The organism is Castellaniella sp. S9, assembly GCF_027257175.1.
Taxonomy (GTDB): domain Bacteria; phylum Pseudomonadota; class Gammaproteobacteria; order Burkholderiales; family Burkholderiaceae_B; genus Castellaniella.
On record NZ_JAPFGD010000011.1, the window covers coordinates 1 to 16,873 of the forward strand.

18 protein-coding genes and 1 pseudogene are annotated in these 16,873 nt (G+C 57.6%); 4 read left to right on the forward strand and 15 right to left on the reverse strand.

Going from position 1 to position 16,873, the window contains the following annotated elements; all coding sequences use genetic code 11:
• Positions 1–145: 145 nt before the first annotated feature.
• Genes OOZ48_RS16260 through OOZ48_RS16295 form a run of 8 tightly spaced genes read right to left on the reverse strand, consistent with a single transcriptional unit; the run spans position 146 to position 7,771 of the window.
• Positions 146–1,276, reverse strand: coding sequence for an N-acetyl sugar amidotransferase (locus tag OOZ48_RS16260; RefSeq protein WP_269499873.1), 1,131 nt, complete (start codon positions 1,274–1,276; stop codon positions 146–148).
• Positions 1,277–1,279: 3 nt separating this feature from the next.
• Positions 1,280–2,044, reverse strand: a complete 765-nt coding sequence (locus OOZ48_RS16265; protein ID WP_269499874.1) for an AglZ/HisF2 family acetamidino modification protein — start codon at positions 2,042–2,044, stop codon at positions 1,280–1,282.
• A complete protein-coding gene (hisH, locus tag OOZ48_RS16270; protein ID WP_269499875.1) occupies positions 2,041–2,658 on the reverse strand; it encodes an imidazole glycerol phosphate synthase subunit HisH in 618 nt (205 codons plus the stop codon). Before hisH ends, OOZ48_RS16265 begins: the two co-directional genes overlap by 4 nt.
• Positions 2,642–3,934, reverse strand: coding sequence for a lipopolysaccharide biosynthesis protein (locus OOZ48_RS16275; protein WP_269499992.1), 1,293 nt, complete (start codon positions 3,932–3,934; stop codon positions 2,642–2,644). The genes hisH and OOZ48_RS16275 overlap by 17 nt, the downstream gene beginning before the upstream one ends.
• Positions 3,935–3,983: 49 nt before the next feature.
• Complete coding sequence (locus tag OOZ48_RS16280; protein ID WP_269499876.1) at positions 3,984–5,843, reverse strand: acyltransferase family protein; 1,860 nt, start codon at positions 5,841–5,843, stop codon at positions 3,984–3,986.
• Positions 5,844–5,851: 8 nt separating this feature from the next.
• Positions 5,852–6,436 carry a UDP-2-acetamido-3-amino-2,3-dideoxy-D-glucuronate N-acetyltransferase gene (wbpD, locus tag OOZ48_RS16285; RefSeq protein ID WP_269499877.1) on the reverse strand — a complete coding sequence of 195 codons (585 nt, stop codon included), beginning with the start codon at positions 6,434–6,436 and terminating at the stop codon, positions 5,852–5,854.
• Positions 6,433–7,377 (reverse strand): Gfo/Idh/MocA family oxidoreductase, encoded by a 945-nt coding sequence (locus tag OOZ48_RS16290; RefSeq protein WP_269499878.1) that lies wholly within the window; start codon positions 7,375–7,377, stop codon positions 6,433–6,435. Before OOZ48_RS16290 ends, wbpD begins: the two co-directional genes overlap by 4 nt.
• A gap of 43 nt (positions 7,378–7,420) precedes the next feature.
• A complete protein-coding gene (locus tag OOZ48_RS16295) occupies positions 7,421–7,771 on the reverse strand; it encodes a MarR family EPS-associated transcriptional regulator (protein WP_269499879.1) in 351 nt (116 codons plus the stop codon).
• Positions 7,772–8,083: 312 nt separating this feature from the next.
• Between OOZ48_RS16295 and OOZ48_RS16300 the strand changes: the two genes are divergently transcribed.
• Positions 8,084–9,121, forward strand: coding sequence for an Rpn family recombination-promoting nuclease/putative transposase (locus OOZ48_RS16300; protein WP_269499880.1), 1,038 nt, complete (start codon positions 8,084–8,086; stop codon positions 9,119–9,121).
• 17 nt (positions 9,122–9,138) lie between these two features.
• Here OOZ48_RS16300 and OOZ48_RS18595 read toward each other — a convergent pair whose 3' ends face one another.
• From OOZ48_RS18595 to OOZ48_RS16310, 3 genes are read right to left on the reverse strand one after another with little or no spacing between them, the layout of a single operon-like run.
• Positions 9,139–9,297 (reverse strand): toxin-antitoxin system HicB family antitoxin, encoded by a 159-nt coding sequence (locus OOZ48_RS18595; protein WP_442867604.1) that lies wholly within the window; start codon positions 9,295–9,297, stop codon positions 9,139–9,141.
• Entirely contained in the window at positions 9,254–9,631 is a 378-nt protein-coding gene (locus OOZ48_RS16305) for a helix-turn-helix domain-containing protein (protein ID WP_269499881.1), read from the reverse strand. The genes OOZ48_RS18595 and OOZ48_RS16305 overlap by 44 nt, the downstream gene beginning before the upstream one ends.
• Complete coding sequence (locus tag OOZ48_RS16310) at positions 9,606–9,929, reverse strand: BrnT family toxin (protein ID WP_269499882.1); 324 nt, start codon at positions 9,927–9,929, stop codon at positions 9,606–9,608. The genes OOZ48_RS16305 and OOZ48_RS16310 overlap by 26 nt, the downstream gene beginning before the upstream one ends.
• A gap of 30 nt (positions 9,930–9,959) precedes the next feature.
• On the opposite strand from OOZ48_RS16310, the pseudogene OOZ48_RS16315 reads away from it, so the two are divergent.
• Positions 9,960–10,214, forward strand: a pseudogene (locus OOZ48_RS16315) (ribbon-helix-helix protein, CopG family); the annotation flags it as partial.
• A gap of 24 nt (positions 10,215–10,238) precedes the next feature.
• The gene (locus OOZ48_RS16320; RefSeq protein ID WP_269499998.1) at positions 10,239–10,373 is read left to right on the forward strand and encodes a hypothetical protein; all 135 of its coding nucleotides are present in this window, start codon (positions 10,239–10,241) and stop codon (positions 10,371–10,373) included.
• A gap of 43 nt (positions 10,374–10,416) precedes the next feature.
• Here OOZ48_RS16320 and OOZ48_RS16325 read toward each other — a convergent pair whose 3' ends face one another.
• Together OOZ48_RS16325 and nusG are read right to left on the reverse strand one after the other, a co-directional pair.
• A complete protein-coding gene (locus tag OOZ48_RS16325; RefSeq protein WP_269499883.1) occupies positions 10,417–12,657 on the reverse strand; it encodes an autotransporter domain-containing protein in 2,241 nt (746 codons plus the stop codon).
• A gap of 107 nt (positions 12,658–12,764) precedes the next feature.
• Positions 12,765–13,367 (reverse strand): transcription termination/antitermination protein NusG, encoded by a 603-nt coding sequence (gene nusG, locus OOZ48_RS16330; RefSeq protein ID WP_269499884.1) that lies wholly within the window; start codon positions 13,365–13,367, stop codon positions 12,765–12,767.
• A gap of 147 nt (positions 13,368–13,514) precedes the next feature.
• Between nusG and OOZ48_RS16335 the strand changes: the two genes are divergently transcribed.
• Positions 13,515–14,822: an O-antigen ligase family protein gene (locus tag OOZ48_RS16335; RefSeq protein WP_269499885.1), complete on the forward strand. Its 1,308-nt coding sequence runs from the start codon at positions 13,515–13,517 to the stop codon at positions 14,820–14,822.
• A 17-nt stretch (positions 14,823–14,839) separates the two neighbouring features.
• Here OOZ48_RS16335 and OOZ48_RS16340 read toward each other — a convergent pair whose 3' ends face one another.
• On the reverse strand, positions 14,840–15,724 hold the full coding sequence (locus tag OOZ48_RS16340; protein ID WP_269499886.1) for an NAD(P)-dependent oxidoreductase: 885 nt from the start codon (positions 15,722–15,724) through the stop codon (positions 14,840–14,842).
• 20 nt (positions 15,725–15,744) lie between these two features.
• Positions 15,745–16,848, reverse strand: coding sequence for an isocitrate/isopropylmalate dehydrogenase family protein (locus OOZ48_RS16345; protein ID WP_269499887.1), 1,104 nt, complete (start codon positions 16,846–16,848; stop codon positions 15,745–15,747).
• Between the last annotated feature and the right edge of the window lie 25 nt (positions 16,849–16,873).

Here is a 16,873-nt window from a genome sequence, read left to right on the forward strand (position 1 = left end):
ATAAAAACACCGTAGAAATTTGCAGGAAAACGTGCCCACATTATCTCAAATCCTGCAAATCCAAACCACCAAAATTACCCTGAAACCCGCGCCACCATTGGCTTCGCGCATTATTCAGGGTCGACTATGTAGATTCCCACTTCATTTACTTTAATATCCCAATCCTACCCATAGCACGCTTTCCAAGCCTTAAAAATTGTTCAAAATTCTTGCTATTCGGATAGTCGATGAACTCTTTGTTCGGAAGTTTTATCATGTCTTGCAACTCGGTTAAAGATAAGCCAAGTTTTTTCGCAATATATTTTTCATCTTCTTTTATATCATCTTCATTAAACGGTGGACGGTGAAGCTCCTCTAACGCATCATCTCGACTCATCTGATCAGATACAATAAGGCTGGAAAGATGCGCTCGACGCTTATCATAGCCAAATTTCATCGGTAAAAAATAGGCTTGGAAGTATTTTGTCCATCTAGACTCAAAATGTTTCCCGCCATAATATTCCCACCCCAGATTCTCGGTCAAGTACGCCATAGCCTCATCTTTATTGTAGTTTATATAATTAAGAGGTGTTATAACTCGCATACCCTTAATATACGGGTAATAAATATAAGATTTAAAAAGTCCGGAAATAGGAAAGGATCTTAACTTTGTGCGCCCAAACCGTCTATGTATCGCCTTTATCTGCCTCGAGTCCTTCGCGTTATAACCCCATGCTCGAGGAAGAATCGATTCAGTTGAAAAATTTGATCCCGTCAGAACATATTTGATCTTCTTTTCTATCGCCACCTCATAAAGCTTTGCAAAAAACGCATGATCTTGTGGCACGTCTTGATTCGCTAGTGACGAGCGAAGATAAGCCACCTGCAAATCTCTCATTTCATTCCAGTTAACCACGTAAGTCATCAAATCGATGTTTAACGATTCAGTAACATTTTGAATATTTCGTACAGCTATCTCGGAATTCCATCCAGCATCCACATGCATTGCCAGGGGGTTCAGGCCAAGTTTTTCTTTTGCGAAGTGAAGCAAATATGAGCTATCGATCCCTCCACTAACACCTATGATGCAATCATAATCTCTCGTGGAGCCGTAATGTTTGATCTCATTAGATATATTGTCTAGATACCTCTGTCCCTCAGCTCCTGTTTTCCATAGCGGTCTAATAACACTATCGAAATTTCTACAATGACTACATACCCCTTCCGTGTCGAAATTAATCCAGGGGTCAGTTGTATCCATAACACATCGGGTACATATCTGATATTTTGAACTCACGCTTCACTCACTTAATAAATTTTCTATATCGATAGATTTGGGATAGGTAATCAGCACAGCTCTATGTTTCCCATGATGAACAAAAAAACTTCCTCCCGCCGCTGCGGAGCACTCTGTATTTTTTAGGACATCCCTAAAATGTCGTAATTCACCGCCTCCACCACAAGCTATTACGGGTATTCGTAACGCACGACTGATCTCCTGACACAAGCGAGTATCAAAACCGTCGCGCTCACCATCCCTGTCAACGCTCGTTAGAATCAACTCACCGGCACCTGCTTGCTCCAAAAGTTTAGCCATCTTTATAGGTGTCCCCTCCGATATCTTTCTGCCTGAGTGACTAAAAATCTGATATCCCCCCGTCAATTTTCTTTTACAATCCATGGACGCCACGATGCTTTGAGAGCCAAATATCTCCGCTGCTTCCTTTATCAGTTCCTGTTCGTACATTACGGCACTATTTATTATTATCTTCTCTACCCCGATGGAAAAAAGTCTATAGATTTCACTTATTTTAGTTATTCCGCCACCGTAAGCTAAAGGCATGAAACACTCAACCGCTATTGACTGGATGAGATCAAAATCGGGAGGCGTACCATATTTACTGGCGCTGATGTCCAGAAGCACAAGTTCGTCCACCTCCTTCTCATTCAAGATTCTTACGGCGTTTATAGGGTCCCCCACATAGGACGGGTCTTTAAATTTTCTTGTTTTTACAAGGCCCCCCTCGTTTAGCAGTAGTACGGGTATTATGCGTGGTCTTCTCATTCGATCTTTGCGAAATTTTCCAATAGTTGCTTACCAAATTTGTGGCTCTTCTCAGGATGAAACTGAACTCCAAATATTCTTCCTGAGTATATTGAAGAGCAGAAATCTCCCCCATAATCGGTGACGCCGAGCACATTCACGGGATCATTGCAGACTACACCATAAGAATGTACAAAATAAAATCTATTTTTGCATGTAAGATCACGAAATAGCTGATGTTCCGTGTCCACTACTTGAACGGTATTCCACCCCATGTGCGGAATCCTAACATCGGTGTTACTACTAAATGGTAGACGTCTTGAAGAAGCCCCTATTAGACCTAGCCCCGGATATTTACCTTCCTCACTTCCTTCGCACAACATCTGCATCCCGAGACATATACCAAGGATTGAGGCATTATATTCTACAAGAGCGTTTCTTATTGCAGTCGAAATGCCAAGATTTTCCAGCCGATGCATACCAGCATCAAATGATCCGACGCCAGGCAAAATTAAACTTGTTGATCTAGATATTACATCTGCGTCTTTGGTCCGAACAGAGGGTATCTTGGACCTCAACAACATATTCTCGAGAGATCCGACATTTCCGATTCCCAGATCAATGATGGTAATCATCGGTCTTCCCCGATCCTATAGGGTTCTTAGCATATATGTATGTGACTACCCCATACACGATGTACATTATGGTGTACACAAGAGAAAAAAACAGTATTGCATAGGTCTCTTCCCCTATAGTTCCGCCGAACCAGATCGCGATGGCACTCACTACTAGAAGGGATACTTGCCAAACTAAATCCACATCCTGCCGTTGGGCAATCAATAGAACGTAGGACACCGGGCCAATAATAAACCTGGCCATCAGTAACGGCGACAGTAATTGCGCGTAAACACCAGCCTCTACCCACTGCTTCCCCAGAATAAACTCGAAAAGCACGGGACCATAAATTGCCACACCCATGAAGGGCAAGGCTCCAATTAGAAACAGTGCCATCATTGTCCTGACACATAGCTGACGGCAGCTGCCATTGTCACGATACTCGATTGCAGCTCTTTCCTTGAATACATCTAGAGTGGCATTTCCTACAAGAGCCAATGGCGCTGCTAGAAGCCTTTGTGCCATTGCGTATAGGCCAACCACGACCGGCCCGAAATAAAAACCTAGCAATATATGAGGAATGTAGTTTGAGACAACATTTGCCACATCAGCTGGCAACGAATAAGCCGGAAATCTTTTATAGGTGACTATATTTTCTTTTGCTCTTGAGGTAGACATCCTCGCACCTTTCTCTAACATCCACTTCGCCGTGGTAGTCATCAGCACTAAACAACCAGCGAGTTGCCCTATTACTTGACCGATAATCAACCCAATATATCCACCACCAAATATTCCAAATAAAACCTGTGTGGTCGCGGAGGATGCCGCTTGCAGTATCCTAGAACCTGCTAGGACTTTGAATCGGTTTCTTCGCACGATCCACATACTTAAAACCTGTATCGTGCCTATGCCAAGCACGCCTACGGGTACGAGGATCCAGTCGTAGGCTATGTTCGCCGTATTAAGTAATCGCCACCTATCTTCCGGCAAAACACCAATGAAAGCCGTTGTGAGCAGCGTGCAAGCCACTACCAATGCCATTGCCCCAAAGGTTAGTGACAGCGCATCCATATCTTCTTTGGGTATTAGAATTGCGTTCTCATACCTCAAAGTTGATATGATCCCCACGATACTAATGACGGCCAAATATACCCCTAAAACTCCCATTTCTGATGGATTATATATTCTGGATATTATTGGCGTCGCTAGCAATGGAATCACTTGAGCAACTGCAGTCCCTCCGGCGAGCGTGATTATGTTTCTTATGAATTTGCTATCTTTCCCAGACCGTATCATTGCCAACAAGTTCGAAAGCCGCTTGCTACGCTCAACTAATGAGCATCGTTTAGCCCCCATTGGTTATTAAATTCCTAATGACCGTCTTTGATGCTTTTGCATATTCTCGAACACCTATTTCATTCAGATGATTTTTATCCATGTAGATTAGTTTTTTATCCAAATAAGGGGCGTCACCGAACATGGAAAGTTCATCCAGCTCTACGTATTTAGCCCCAACCGATTTGGAAATCCGCCTTATGACATCATTCGCTAATTTATACTCATGAGTTTTAGGGTCGCGACGAGCTAAACCTAAGGCCGCGAATCTTTCGATACGAAGGGGATTAAATGATAGTTCCGGTACTTGAGATAGTAAAAATACTTCTGCCTCCCCGCTTATAGAGGCCAAGAACCTTTCGAAATCTATTTTGAATGAGGGATCTTCAAGCTGATAGCTCCACATACCACCTATGAAAATTAGATGGCTCTGGGAAATTATGGAGCTTACGCGTTCTATTTGATCATGGCATCCTTCACGAGCCCACTCTGGCAACTTACTTACATTAAAGCCAGGGAATGGCACACAACTGCTTGCTGTCATGATGGTGGCTTTGAAACCTATTGACTTTCCAAGATAATCAAAAAACTGGTTCAACATAGCGGCGTGTGAGTCTCCAATAACCGCGACATTCAACGAACTGGAAGCATCCCCCTTTATGCAATGCCCATTATCTTCGCCATGACAGATGGTGGCTGGATCTGCATATCGAGTGTATTCAATAGGCCGGGCCTCTGTTGCATCAAGCTCTCTCGATATAATTACGATCCGATATGCGATCAGTGAAATGAAGGCCAGCAGCACTAGGCCTACTATCGCATGAAGAGGTTGAAGCGATAACCAGCGCGACTTTCTGGCGGGCTCCTCTATAAGGTAGAAAGACAAGCACGAGAAAATCAGCGTGGAGAGTATGAATATTATTGTTGTTTTTTGATCTAGCTGGCTAGTACCGGAATAATATCGAATGATTGCCAAAACCGACCAGTGCCATAGATAGATCGAATAAGACAAAAATCCGACCCATACCATTGGGCGATTACTCAAGATGAAATTAAGCGTCGAATTTTTTGCTGATATAATCAGAATTGCACCAACAACCGGCATAACGGACGAAAGGCCCGGGAACAATGTCGTGTTATCAATACTAAATAGGGACACCAAAACTAGGAATATACCTATTAGAAACATAACATTGGCCTTGCGTACACGCCATAAATCTCCATTCTTACTTACGGCAAGCCACGAACCTGCTAGAAACTCTGGCGCTCTGGAATATAGGGCGAAATATGTCTCTTGAACATAGCCGTCGACCCTCATGCGCCATTCTGCCACTAAAACCAGGCTTAGACATATGAAGGGAATTATTTTTTCGAAACGCCTCTTTGCCATTAAAAGAACAAGGACCGGCAACAGCAGATAGAATTGCATTTCGACCGACAGAGACCAAGTATGTAGTAGCGGCTGCTCTGCGAGCTCTGGAGCAAAGTAATCTCCGACGCTCGAAAAGTATTGATTGCTTACGAACAATGCTGTTGCCTTGAGACTGTCGGCGAAGTATCGATAATCTACACTTGTGAATAAGATCTTGGCAACGGTCGTAATCGTGGCCAGCATTACAAAGTACGCGGGAATTATCCTTTTTATGCGGCCAGCATAAAATTTAAGGAGATAGGACGCTGAAGAGTGGCGATTCGAAACTTTCCTTGTGTACAATTGTTGAGTGATTAGATAACCGGAAATCACCAAGAATATGTCTACACCAACATAGCCGCCGGGTAGTATATTATTTTCATAATGAAAGAGAACTACCGCTAAGACAGCGATAGCGCGCAGGCCCTGGACATCCGGACGATATGAGGCGCTATTCATCGGCCATGTCAGCTATTTTGATTAAGAGCGATAACGCCGTCACTTAACTTGTATACAACGCCTGTAGCTGCGCAAACCGCTTCGCCATCACCCGTCAGCGGCAAATCCAGCTGCTCCCCATGCTCGCTCATCCACCCGATCTGCCGCGCCGGCACCCCCACCATCAGCGCGTAGGGCTTGACGTCCTTGTTGACGACGGCCCCGGCGCCAATGAATGCGTACTCGCCAATAGTCACGCCGCACACGATGGTGCAGTTCGCGCCCAACGTCGCGCCTTTCTGCACCAGGGTGTTGCGGTATTCGTCCTTGCGCTCGATCAGCGAGCGCGGATTGTAGACGTTGGTGAACACCATGCTGGGACCGCAGAACACGCCCTCCTCCAGGGTCACGTTGTCGTAGACGGACACGTTGTTCTGGATCTTGCAATGGTCGCCGATCACGACCTTGTTGCCGACGAACACGTTCTGGCCCAGGGACACGCCGGCGCCGATGCGTGCCCCGCCGCAGACGTGGACGAAATGCCAGATGCGGCTGCCCTCGCCGATCTGGGCGCCCGCGTCGACGATGGCGGTCTCGTGCTGATAATGGCTCATTTTTTCAGGAAGGGATGGTAGTCGCCCGTCAGCGGTGCGATGGGCGCATTGCGGATCGTGGACACGGTTTCGATGGCCACGCGGTTTTCCTCCAGGCCAAAGCCGCGGCCCGCCAGGATTTCCTCGTAGCTGCGCGTGTGCAGGTCGGTAAAGCCGCCGGAAAATTCGATTTCCTCGCCGTCCACGGTGATCGACCGGTACGTGCGCTGGCCTTGGTCGCGCTGCGCCTGGGGGACGTCCTGGTAGTCCACCGACAGGAACCAGCGCACCCGGGCATGCTCGTATTCCAGGTAGCCCGCGGCCTTGGTGTCCTCGCTGTGGTGCACGATGTTGTCCTGCAGCCCGCCAAAGATATAGTGCAGCATGTCAAAGAAATGCACGCCGATGTTGGTGGCGATGCCGCCGGATTTCTTCAGGTTGCCCTTCCAGGACTGCAGGTACCAGTGGCCACGCGAGGTGATGTAGGTCAAGTCGACTTCGTGCTTGGTGTCCTTGGCCTGCGCCCGCACCTTGTCGCGCAGGGCGACGATGGCCGGATGCACGCGCAATTGCAGGATGGTGTTGACCTTGCGGCCCGTGTCGCGCTCGATGTCCAGCAGGCCGTCGATGTTCCAGGGGTTCAGCACCAGGGGTTTCTCACAGATCGCATCGGCGTCCGAGCGCAAGGCGAACCGCATGTGCGAGTCATGCAGGTAGTTTGGTGAACAGATCGACACATAGTCGATGTTGTCCGACTTTTCCGACCGGCGCATTTTGTCGATATGCCGGTCGAAGCGTTCGAACTCGGTGAAGAACTCCGCATCCGGGAAATGGCTGTCGATGATGCCTACGGAATCGTTCGGGTCCAGGGCGGCCACCAGGCGATTGCCGGTGTCCTTGATGGCTTTCATATGGCGCGGTGCGATATAGCCGCCCGCGCCGATCAGGGCGAAGTTCTTCATATTGTTGGACGAGTGAGTTGAAGGAAAGGGTTGAGGGGATTTGTTACTGAACCGGGTCCTCTGCCGAGGCCTCGCGCCGCAATTCCTCGATCTCGCGCCGCAATGCCTCGTACTCCCGCAACTTGATCTTCAGGAAACTGGCGGTCAGGTCCGCCTTGGCGGCGATCCCCGCCGGAGTCAGCAGGTAGGCATAGCCCAGCTTGTTTTGGCTGTTGCGAAAGTTCTGCATCTTGATCAGGCCCTTGTCGAGCAAGGCGCGGACGCAGTAGTTGGTCTTGCCCAGGCTCACGCCCAGGGCCTCGGCCAGCTCACGCTGGCTGAGGCTGGGGTCGGATTCCAGCAGGCGCAGGACCTTGAGGTGGTTTTCGTCGTGTGGGGCGGTATCGGTGGACATGGCGTGGACTGGTTCCAGCGGACACGCTACCGCCGTGCTGTGACACGGTCAGCAAGCGCTCGCGCATGTTCAATGCGTGAACGCGATAGTACATCAGGGGTTGCGGCTTGCCTAGGCCCTGGGCGTGTCCAAGAGCGCGGCGGCCAAGTACATGGCTGCGGCGCGGCGCCGCCTGCCGGCCTGTCGCCATGGATACGCTCGCCGCGACCACCGTATTTCCTCGCACAGACATTCATTCGTTGCACTCATTCCCGATACCTGGATGCATCTCTACAGTAGATGTGCCTGATACTGTCATATGGGAACACCACCATGCCCGGGAAATCTGGTTCCGACCCCTCAACGGCAAGCGCCTCGCACACTTGTCACCAAACCGCGCCCGCCAGCAACCACATAATCCCGTCGGCGCAGCCCCGGCGCCTTTCCCTCTGTAACGACATCGTCTTCAAAACCCTGTTCAGCAGACACCTGAACCTGCTGAGCGACCTGATCAACGCCGTGCGTCACCCGTTGCCACCGCTCATCGTGCAACGGGTTCTGAACCCACATGTCCTGCCCGCGGACCTCATAGGCAAGGAAATCGTGCTCGATATCCTGGCCGAGGACACCGATGGCCAGCGCCTGGCCATCGAGATGCAATTGCAGCGTTTTCTTCATTGGCCCGAGCGCAGCGTATACGGCATCGCCCGCAGTCTGGCCGGGCAACTGAACAGCGGCCAGGACTACCGTCAGCTCAAGCCCTGCATCGGCATCAACCTGCTGGTGCATGACCTGTTTCCCGAACATCCAGATCAAGCCAACTGGCATTTCACCCTGCGCGATACGGGCCGCGGCGATGTGCAGTTGGGTCTGGCCCTACAACTGCATATAATCGAGTTAAGAAAGGCGCAGCGGCACCCCCACCACCCCGAGTCGCTGCGCGCCTGGATGACCTGCCTGCTGCATAACCTCGACGAGGCCGCCATGAGCACCATCACCCATCCTCCCGTCAAAGACGCGCTTCAAAAACTGGAACATCTGTATTCCGACGAAGAACTCCGCCTGATGGCCGAGCGCCGCGAACAGGCCCTGATCGACGCCGAAGACATCAGGGACTACGCGCGCCATGAAGGGTTTCGGGAAGGACGGCAAGAGGGGCTTCAACAAGGGCTTCAAGAGGGACGGCAACAGGGACTTCAGGAGGGCCACCAGGAAGGGCTCTCCAGCATGCTGGAAAGTCTGTTGTCTCACAAGTTCGGCCCGCTACCCACCCGGGTCATCGAACGCCTGCATAGCTCAGATACCGAACAGATCCGAGCATGGTCCCTGAACGTGCTCGATGCGCAAACACTGGACGAGGTCTTTCGTTAGGGCCTGCATGGCGTCACTCAAACATGCAGCTCTCGCCTAAGCGCCCGGATAACCAGTTCATTCAAGGCGACGCCGCGACGTCGCGCCTCTTGTGCGGCCCGTCGATGCAGATCGCCGCCGACCCTAAGCCGCTCAATGACGATCGACTCCACTATGCACGGACCCGTCCTGGCCACTTTGCAGTGCCTCTAAGGCAGCTTCGGGGATGCTATCCAGTACCTTCAACAATGCCTTTGCCGCGCCTGTCGGCCGGCGTTTGCCTTGCTCCCAATTTCGAATAGTCTGCAAGGAAACATCGATCCGCTGCGAGAATTCCGCCTGGCTCAGGCCCAACCGCCGGCGCACGCGCCGTGCGTATACCGCCGCATCCTGCATGGCAGCGGCATCGTCGAGGGCACTCTGGCGAGCGATGTCCCCCTCCGTGGTTGCATCCAAACGGTCCTCGTCGACGCGTCCGATCTTTGAAAACGCCGGATCGGCGGGATCAATGATGACATGCGCTGTTTTCATAGTATGCGACCTCTCGCTGATTGGCCTTGCGCGCCGAGATGATGCGTATGACTCCACACCTTGGGGTATACACCACGACGAATAGGCGCGGGCCGATCTTGCCCATCAATTGGTAACGGTCCTCACCGTAGCTGTGTCGTTCGTCAGCCCGGATGATGCGGCAGGGGTCGAAGAAAGCCTTGGCAGCATAGGCAAAATCGAATCCGCGATCCTGTAGGCACACATCGCTTTTCGTCCGATCCCACTGAAAGCTTAATGGGCCAGCATACGGGCCACTATAGTTCACTGGGCTACCCATCTCAAGCCAATAAAACTCGAGAGGCCGCCGTTGCTGTATCGCACATGTCTTATACCCTCCGTACGCATCCGACCTAAATGTTTTGATATTGAGCGAGACGCACACAGATGCACCGGCGGCCCGCACGAACTAGCAGTCTCGTGTTCCACGAATAGCGGTTCAGCGGGCACGCTGATAGGCTGTCCGATTACGTTTCGGCTCGATCCCGCCCTCAAGGCTGCGCTCAGCGATCTGGCTGAGCGCGAAGGGAAATCGCTGGGCGAGTTTCTGCGGGAACTGGCTCGCGACCGGATCAGGCAGGCTCGCCGTTTGTCTTTCGAGCGCGAGGCACGACGGCAGTCCATCGCTGCGGCTGCGGCCGCGGGTCGGCCGGGCACGGACGAACACGCCGTCATGCAGGAACTCGATGAGGATCTCGAGTCTTTCGGCGGCGAATGGACCTGAAGCGCGGTGACTTGTTCAGAGGTTCCCCAGGCCTGGGCTAGCTCTACAGCGCCGCCGCCAGACTCAACAGCACCCCGTGCTGCCGGCCATCGCCGCGGTACTGGCCGGTGTAGCCGATGCCGGCACGCACGCCGGGCGCCAGGGGCGCCTCGACGCCCAGATCCAGGCGCAGGGCGTGGCGCGCGAGGGGCTGCCCGCCCGCCTCGAACGTCCGCCTGGCCGCATCATCACGAAAGGACTGGGTGCTGCTGAGATCCGGGGATCCCAACAGGGCATCCCAGCCCAGGGCGGCTCGCAGCACGGCGTGGCCATGCGGGACCGGCCAGGCGCGATGGGCGCGCAGGGCGGCGTGGGCAAAGACCCGCTGGTCGACCGCGCCCTGCACCCGCAGGGCGGCCGGGCCGCCCGATTCGGCATAGTCCCGGCTGTCCAGGCGCACCCAGGCCAGCTGCACCAGGGGCGCAACGGTCCAGTGATCCGCGGGTGCCGCGTCAAAGCGCCATTCCGCCCAGGCCTGCAGGCTGCGCGCATGCTGGGTGGCGCGCAGCGGATCGTCGCCGTCCACCGTCCAGCGGCGGCCCTCGCCGCGGTGCCAGGCCTGGGCGGCGCCCAGGCTGATCTGGTGTCCCGTCCCGGGCCGGTAGGCAAGGCCCAGGCCCAGATGCAGGCTGGCGTCGCGCACCGCCAGGCCGCCGGGCGCGCGGGCATGCCGGACGCTGCTGTAGTCCACGTGCTGGGCACCGGCGAATACGCCCAGGTGCCAGTCGGCGGACACGGCGCGGTCCAACCCGGCCAGCATGCCGGCCACGTCGCGCGCATCGCCGCGGACCAGGTCGCCGCCGTTGCGTGCGTCGCGCTCGGCCGAGACCATCCACTGGCGCACCCAGGCACGGCCGCTGCCCGCCTGTGCCAGCGCAGCCTCGCGCACGTAGCGGCTGTCCTCCAGCAGGGCGCCGCGCCAGGACGCGGCCCCGGAATGTGCAAAGGCGGCCAGCAAGGCCGCGGCCCCCGCGCAGTCCTGGCGGACGACGCGCTGCGCCAAGGGGGCGACGCCGCGCTCGATGGCGCGCGCCGCCGCCTGCACGGCGGGTTCCTCGGCGCAGGTTTCCAGGGCGGCCTGGTTGCGCCGCAGCGCCAGCACGACGCCGTTCGGCCCGTATTCGAGGACGGGCGAGAAATACGGCAGGTTGACGGCGGCCGAGGCGAACCGCCCGGCCTCCAGGCCGCCGTCGGCCTGCACGATGGTCCAGCGGCTGTCCTCGTCCCAGGCGCCCGGCTGGGCGTCGATGCGCAGGTCGCCGTCCACCGCGGCCGGCCCCAGTGTCCAAAGGCGGTCGGCCTCGCCCGCCGCATCAATGCGGATGCGCATCGACGAGCCCGGCAGCAGACGCGCCTCATGGACGACTATGAGGGTGCCTGGCGCGTGCGCCGCACCGGGCGCCAGCACGCCGCCCACCTCGATGCGGGCGGCCAGGCCGGTGCCCGACAGGACGCCGCCTGGTTCGACGCGTACCAGCCCGCCGAAGGTGCCGTCAATGCGCAAGCCGCCCTCGCGGACCGTCATGTCGCCGGTATAGGCGGCGCCCCAGCCGGCCAGGCGCAGGGTGCCGCCGCCCTGCTTGATCAGGGGCGCGTGGCCAAACAGATCCCCGCGATGCGTGGCCTCGCCGCGCTGGACCACCCATTGGACGGCCATGGGCGCGGCCGGCGGCGGCACGGGCGTCCACCAATGAGGCGGCAGCGCGGCGGCCAGATCGATGGGCCTGAGGGTGAAGGCCTGGGCGATCGTGACGCCGTCGGCGAATTCCAGGCGCGTGCCCACGTTGACGTCCAGCGCATTGAGGGGCGCGCCCAGGGCGTGGTCGTCCAGCAGTGCCAGGCTGCCTTGCAGCAACGCGGAATGGCCGCGATAGGTGTTGGGGCCGATCAGGACCATATGGCCGGCGCCCAGCTTATAGAGGCCGCCGGCCGACGCGGGGGCGTTCTCCACGGCGCCCTCGACACGCAGGGTGTGCCCCTGGGCGACATCGAAGGGCGTGGTGGACTGGAGGAGCAGCCTGCGGGTAATGACGCGATCCTGGTCGACGACGATCGGATCGCCCGTGGACAGAAAAGGCGCCGGGGACGGGTCCCAAGGCGCCTCAGGCGGGGGTGCGGCGAAAACGGCCGGCGCCGGGGGCGGCGCGCCCAGGATATGGTGGGGACCGTGCTTCATCAGTTGGGCATGGGACAGGCCGGGCAGGCCAAGGCCCAATGCCAGGATGAGCAGATGGCGGATTTTCATGTTGTCTCCTCGATAGTCAAGAATGTCACTGAATGTGACATTCGTAGTTCTACCAGGAGATTGTTGTCCTACCTAGCCTCAGCTTGGATTTCGTTAAGACGGATCAATTACAGGGGCGCGATCCGCTGGAAATCGACGCTGACGAGCTGGGGTCGGCCGAGGATTTCCAGCAACAGGGTCACGCGATCGTGCGAGACGGCCTGCACCAGGGCCTGCAGTCCACCCAGGGCCGGATCCTGCAGGCGCACCGCCATGCCGGGCCGATAGGGACTGAGCTGGGCCAGATCCGCCCCCTCGCGCGCGGCCTCGGCCTGGCGGATGCCGTCGACCAGTTCCTGGGCGATGCGGGCGGGCTGGCTGCCGAACAGCACCAGGCGACTGACCCCTTGCGTCGACCGAATGGTGGACATGGACTGGGTGGGGCGCCCGGGGCGCAGGAACAGATAGCGCGGGAACATGGGCTCGTGCGTGGTCAGGCCCTGCGCCGGCGGCGCCGATCCGCCCGGCGTGGCCGGCGAACCGGCGCGGCTGCGGCGAGGCGTCTTGAAGATCTTGAACATCGGCAGGTAGACCTCGAAGGACTGGCGCAGCAGATGTTCGCGCGCGAGGGCTTCCTGGCGCGGCTTGGTGTGCACGACGAACCAGAATGTGCCGTCGGGCGCGGTGCCGGGCGGGCTGGCGGGGATGTCGGAATCGGCGGTGGCAGTCATGCGGATAAGCGCCTCGGAAACGATCGGAATATTGTAGGCCGCGCACACGCCGGCGCACGGCCGACGTGAGGCGGGCCGGCCCGTTTGCACAGCGGGGCGACAAGCTACAATCCGGCAACACTTCCCGTCCCAAGCGAATCACTCCTTATGCATCCGACACCGGCACGAACGCCGGCCTGGCTGTCCACCTGGATGGCGGCCAGCGTGGCGATTTTTTTTCTGCTGATGCTCTCGGCGCCCTCGGGATATTCCGTGGGCGGCGGGCTGCTGTTCCTGGGCGGCGTCGCGATATGGCTGGCCGGCACAGGCCGGCGCAGCGGCGCGGCCGACGCGTCGGCGCCACCGGCCGCCGCCTGGTCTGGCGAGGACCGGACGCTGTGCTGGCTGCTGCTGGCGTTTTTCCTGACGAACGCGGCGGCGGTGCTGTGGCACGCCGATTCCGGCAAATACCTGGACCAGGGCATACGCTATGCGCTGGCGATCCCCGTCCTGCTGGGCCTGCGCCGGGCGCGCCTGCGGTTGGACTGGATGTGGGCGGGCCTGGCCTTGGGGCTGGCGGGCGCCGCGGCGGTCGCCTGGTGGCAGATCGGCCATATCGGCGTGCCGCGGGCTGAGGGCTTCCTGACCAGCGCCATTCCCTTTGGCGACATCGCGCTGGTGATGGCCTTCTGGTGCCTGATGGGGGCGATCCTGCCTGCGGTACATCGACGTCCCGCGTGGGCCGTATTCCTGCTGGCCGGTGCTTTGGCCGGCATCTATGCGTTCATCGCCTCGGCCACGCGGGGCGGGCTGGTGGCCGTGCCGATCTTTGCCGTGCTGGCGGCCGTGGCGTTGCTGCGCCGGCAGTACCTGCGGCCGCTGCTGGGGGGTTGCGCCGTGATGGTGGCGGGCGCGGCGATCGTCATGACCGCACTGCCCGCCGGCCAGATCGCCGAGGGTCGATACGCCAGCGCAGTGGCGGAATGGCAGGCCTATACTCGAGACGGGAATGCCGCGAACAACGTCGGCTCGCGCCTGGAGGCCTGGAAATCCGCATTGATCAGCATCCCCGAGCGCCCGCTGCTGGGCTGGGGGCATGAGGAATACGACAGCCATCTGCAAGGCCTGATCGAAACTGGGCGCATCCACCCGTTCGTGGGGACGCTGTCCAACACCCACAACAACTTCATCGAGATCTGGCTGCACCAGGGCACGCTGGGATTGTTCGCGTTCCTGGCCCTGCTGATCACCAGCTGCTGGTATTTCTGCCGCCGCCTGCAGTCGCCCGACCTGACGGTGCGGGTACTGGCCTGCTGCGGCGCCAGCCTGCCCGCGGCCTTCGCCGCCTTCGGGCTGACCCAGGTGATCCTGGGCCGCAACAACGGCGTGATGTTCTTTGTGCTGTCCCTGGCGATTCTGTGGGCCGCGATGCGGCAGGCGGAGGCGAGCGGCGGTGTTCAGCCACCGCTCACTTGAACTGCATACGGGCTTGTTCAGCCGGCTCGCAGCTTGCCGAACTGCTCGGCGGTCGAGGATAGGTATTCGCCGCCCAGGCCGGCCTTGACCAGGCTATCCAGGGCATCCTTGACGCCGGCGGCAATATGGCGCTGGCAATCCTGGTCCTCAGCCATGGTGTTGTAATAGCTCAGGTCCTTGAGGGCATTGCTGATCGCGAACTTCATGCGCGAGGGGTCGCCTTCCAGGAGGAAGGGCGCCACACGCTCGAGTGCGGCGCCATAGCCGCCGCCCCTGGTTAAGGCATCCACCAGGACCTCGGCAGAGATACCGCCTTTTTTTGCACAGGCGGCGGCCTCGCCCAGCAAGGTGACAAAACCCAGCGACACGAAATTATGCAGCAGCTTCAGCTTGTGTCCTGACCCAGCCGGCCCAGCGTAGAACAGATTCTCAGCGAAAGTGTCCAGCAGCGGCCGGATCTCGTCGAAGACCGCCCTATCGCCCCCCACCAGCAGATTCAACCGGCCCTGCTCGGCCTCCAGCGGCGTTCGCGTCATTGCCGCATCGACAAAGCGCCCTCCCGCCGCCTCGACCGCGCTCGCCAGCGCCACGGTCGAGGCTGGGATTGCCGTCGAGCAATCGATGAGGGTGGTACCGGGCGTGATGGCGGACAGGATCCCGCCATCGCCCGATATGATCGCCTCGACTTGCGGTGTCCCGCTGACGCACAGGATGATAATGTCGCTCGCCCGAGCCAGATCGCGCGGATCCTTGAATGCCACAGCGCCTTGATCGACCAAGTCTTGCGTCGGCTGGTTGCCGGGGTGTTCGAGGAACTGCAGCGGCCAGCCCTTGCCGACGATATTGCGCGCGATGCCATGCCCCATGAGGCCGACACCGATGAAGCCGATTTTCTTGTTCATTCGTAGCTCCTGCTCTTTCCTTATGCGTGGGACTCGCCGTTAGCGAGGATCTTGCAGATTGCATCGGTAACCTCTGTGCACGTCGCCTCGCCGCCCAAGTCGCGCGGCACCGCGATCCGATCGGCCAGCACCCGACCGACCGCCGCCTCGATGCGGTCGCCATGCCGGGACGCCTGGGTATCGCCATGCGTGTCGCCCAGCCATCGAAGCATCATGGCCCCGGACAAAATCGTGGCGATGGGGCTGGCGACATTCTGTCCAGCGATATCGGGTGCCGAACCATGGGCACCTTGAAAGAGCGCGTACCGGTCACCGATCTCGCCGGAGGGCGAGATGCCCATGCCGCCTACCGTCGCGGCCCCGAGGTCCGAGATAATATCCCCGAACATGTTCTCGGCGACGATGACATCGTAGAAATCCGGCCGTTTGAGCATATGAACCGTAATCGCGTCGGCATAGGCGTAGTCGATCTCGATATCGTCGTAATCACGGTGCACATCATCACAAACCGAACGAAAGAATGCGTAGGTGCGCAGGATGTTGGCCTTGTCGCACACGGTCACCCTGGATTTACCATCGCGTGGCGCGCCTCGGCGCCGTCGAGCCAAGTCGAATGCGAACCTCGCCACCCGCTCGGTCCCCTTTCGGGTGATGACCAGGCTGTCCGATGCAAATTCGTCGCGCAGCAGCACGCCTGCGCCACGACTGGCGTACAAGCCCTCGGTGTTCTCGCGGATGATGACGTAGTCGATGCCGCCCTCGTCGAAGGCGCGCAGGGGCGACAATACCCCGGGCAACAGCTTGATGGGCCGCACGTTCGCATACAGGTCCAGTTCGAACCGCAAGCGCAAATGCAGATCGTTGCCGACCTCGGTGCCATCCGGGTACACGACCCCCGGCACGCCCGCCGCACCATGCAGGATCGCATCCATTTGCCGGCACGCCGCATAGGTATCATCGGGCAGCACCTGGCCGGTCTGGACATAATGGTCGGCCCCGCCGGGCAGCATCTCGAAATGCAGGGTATCCGCCCCGCACGCCTCTTTCAGCACCCGCACGGCCGCTTGCGCAACCTCGGGCCCGATGCCGTCGCCCTCGATGGTGGCGATCTGGTATTTCGACATTTTTAAGTTCCCTCTCGTGCCAGGC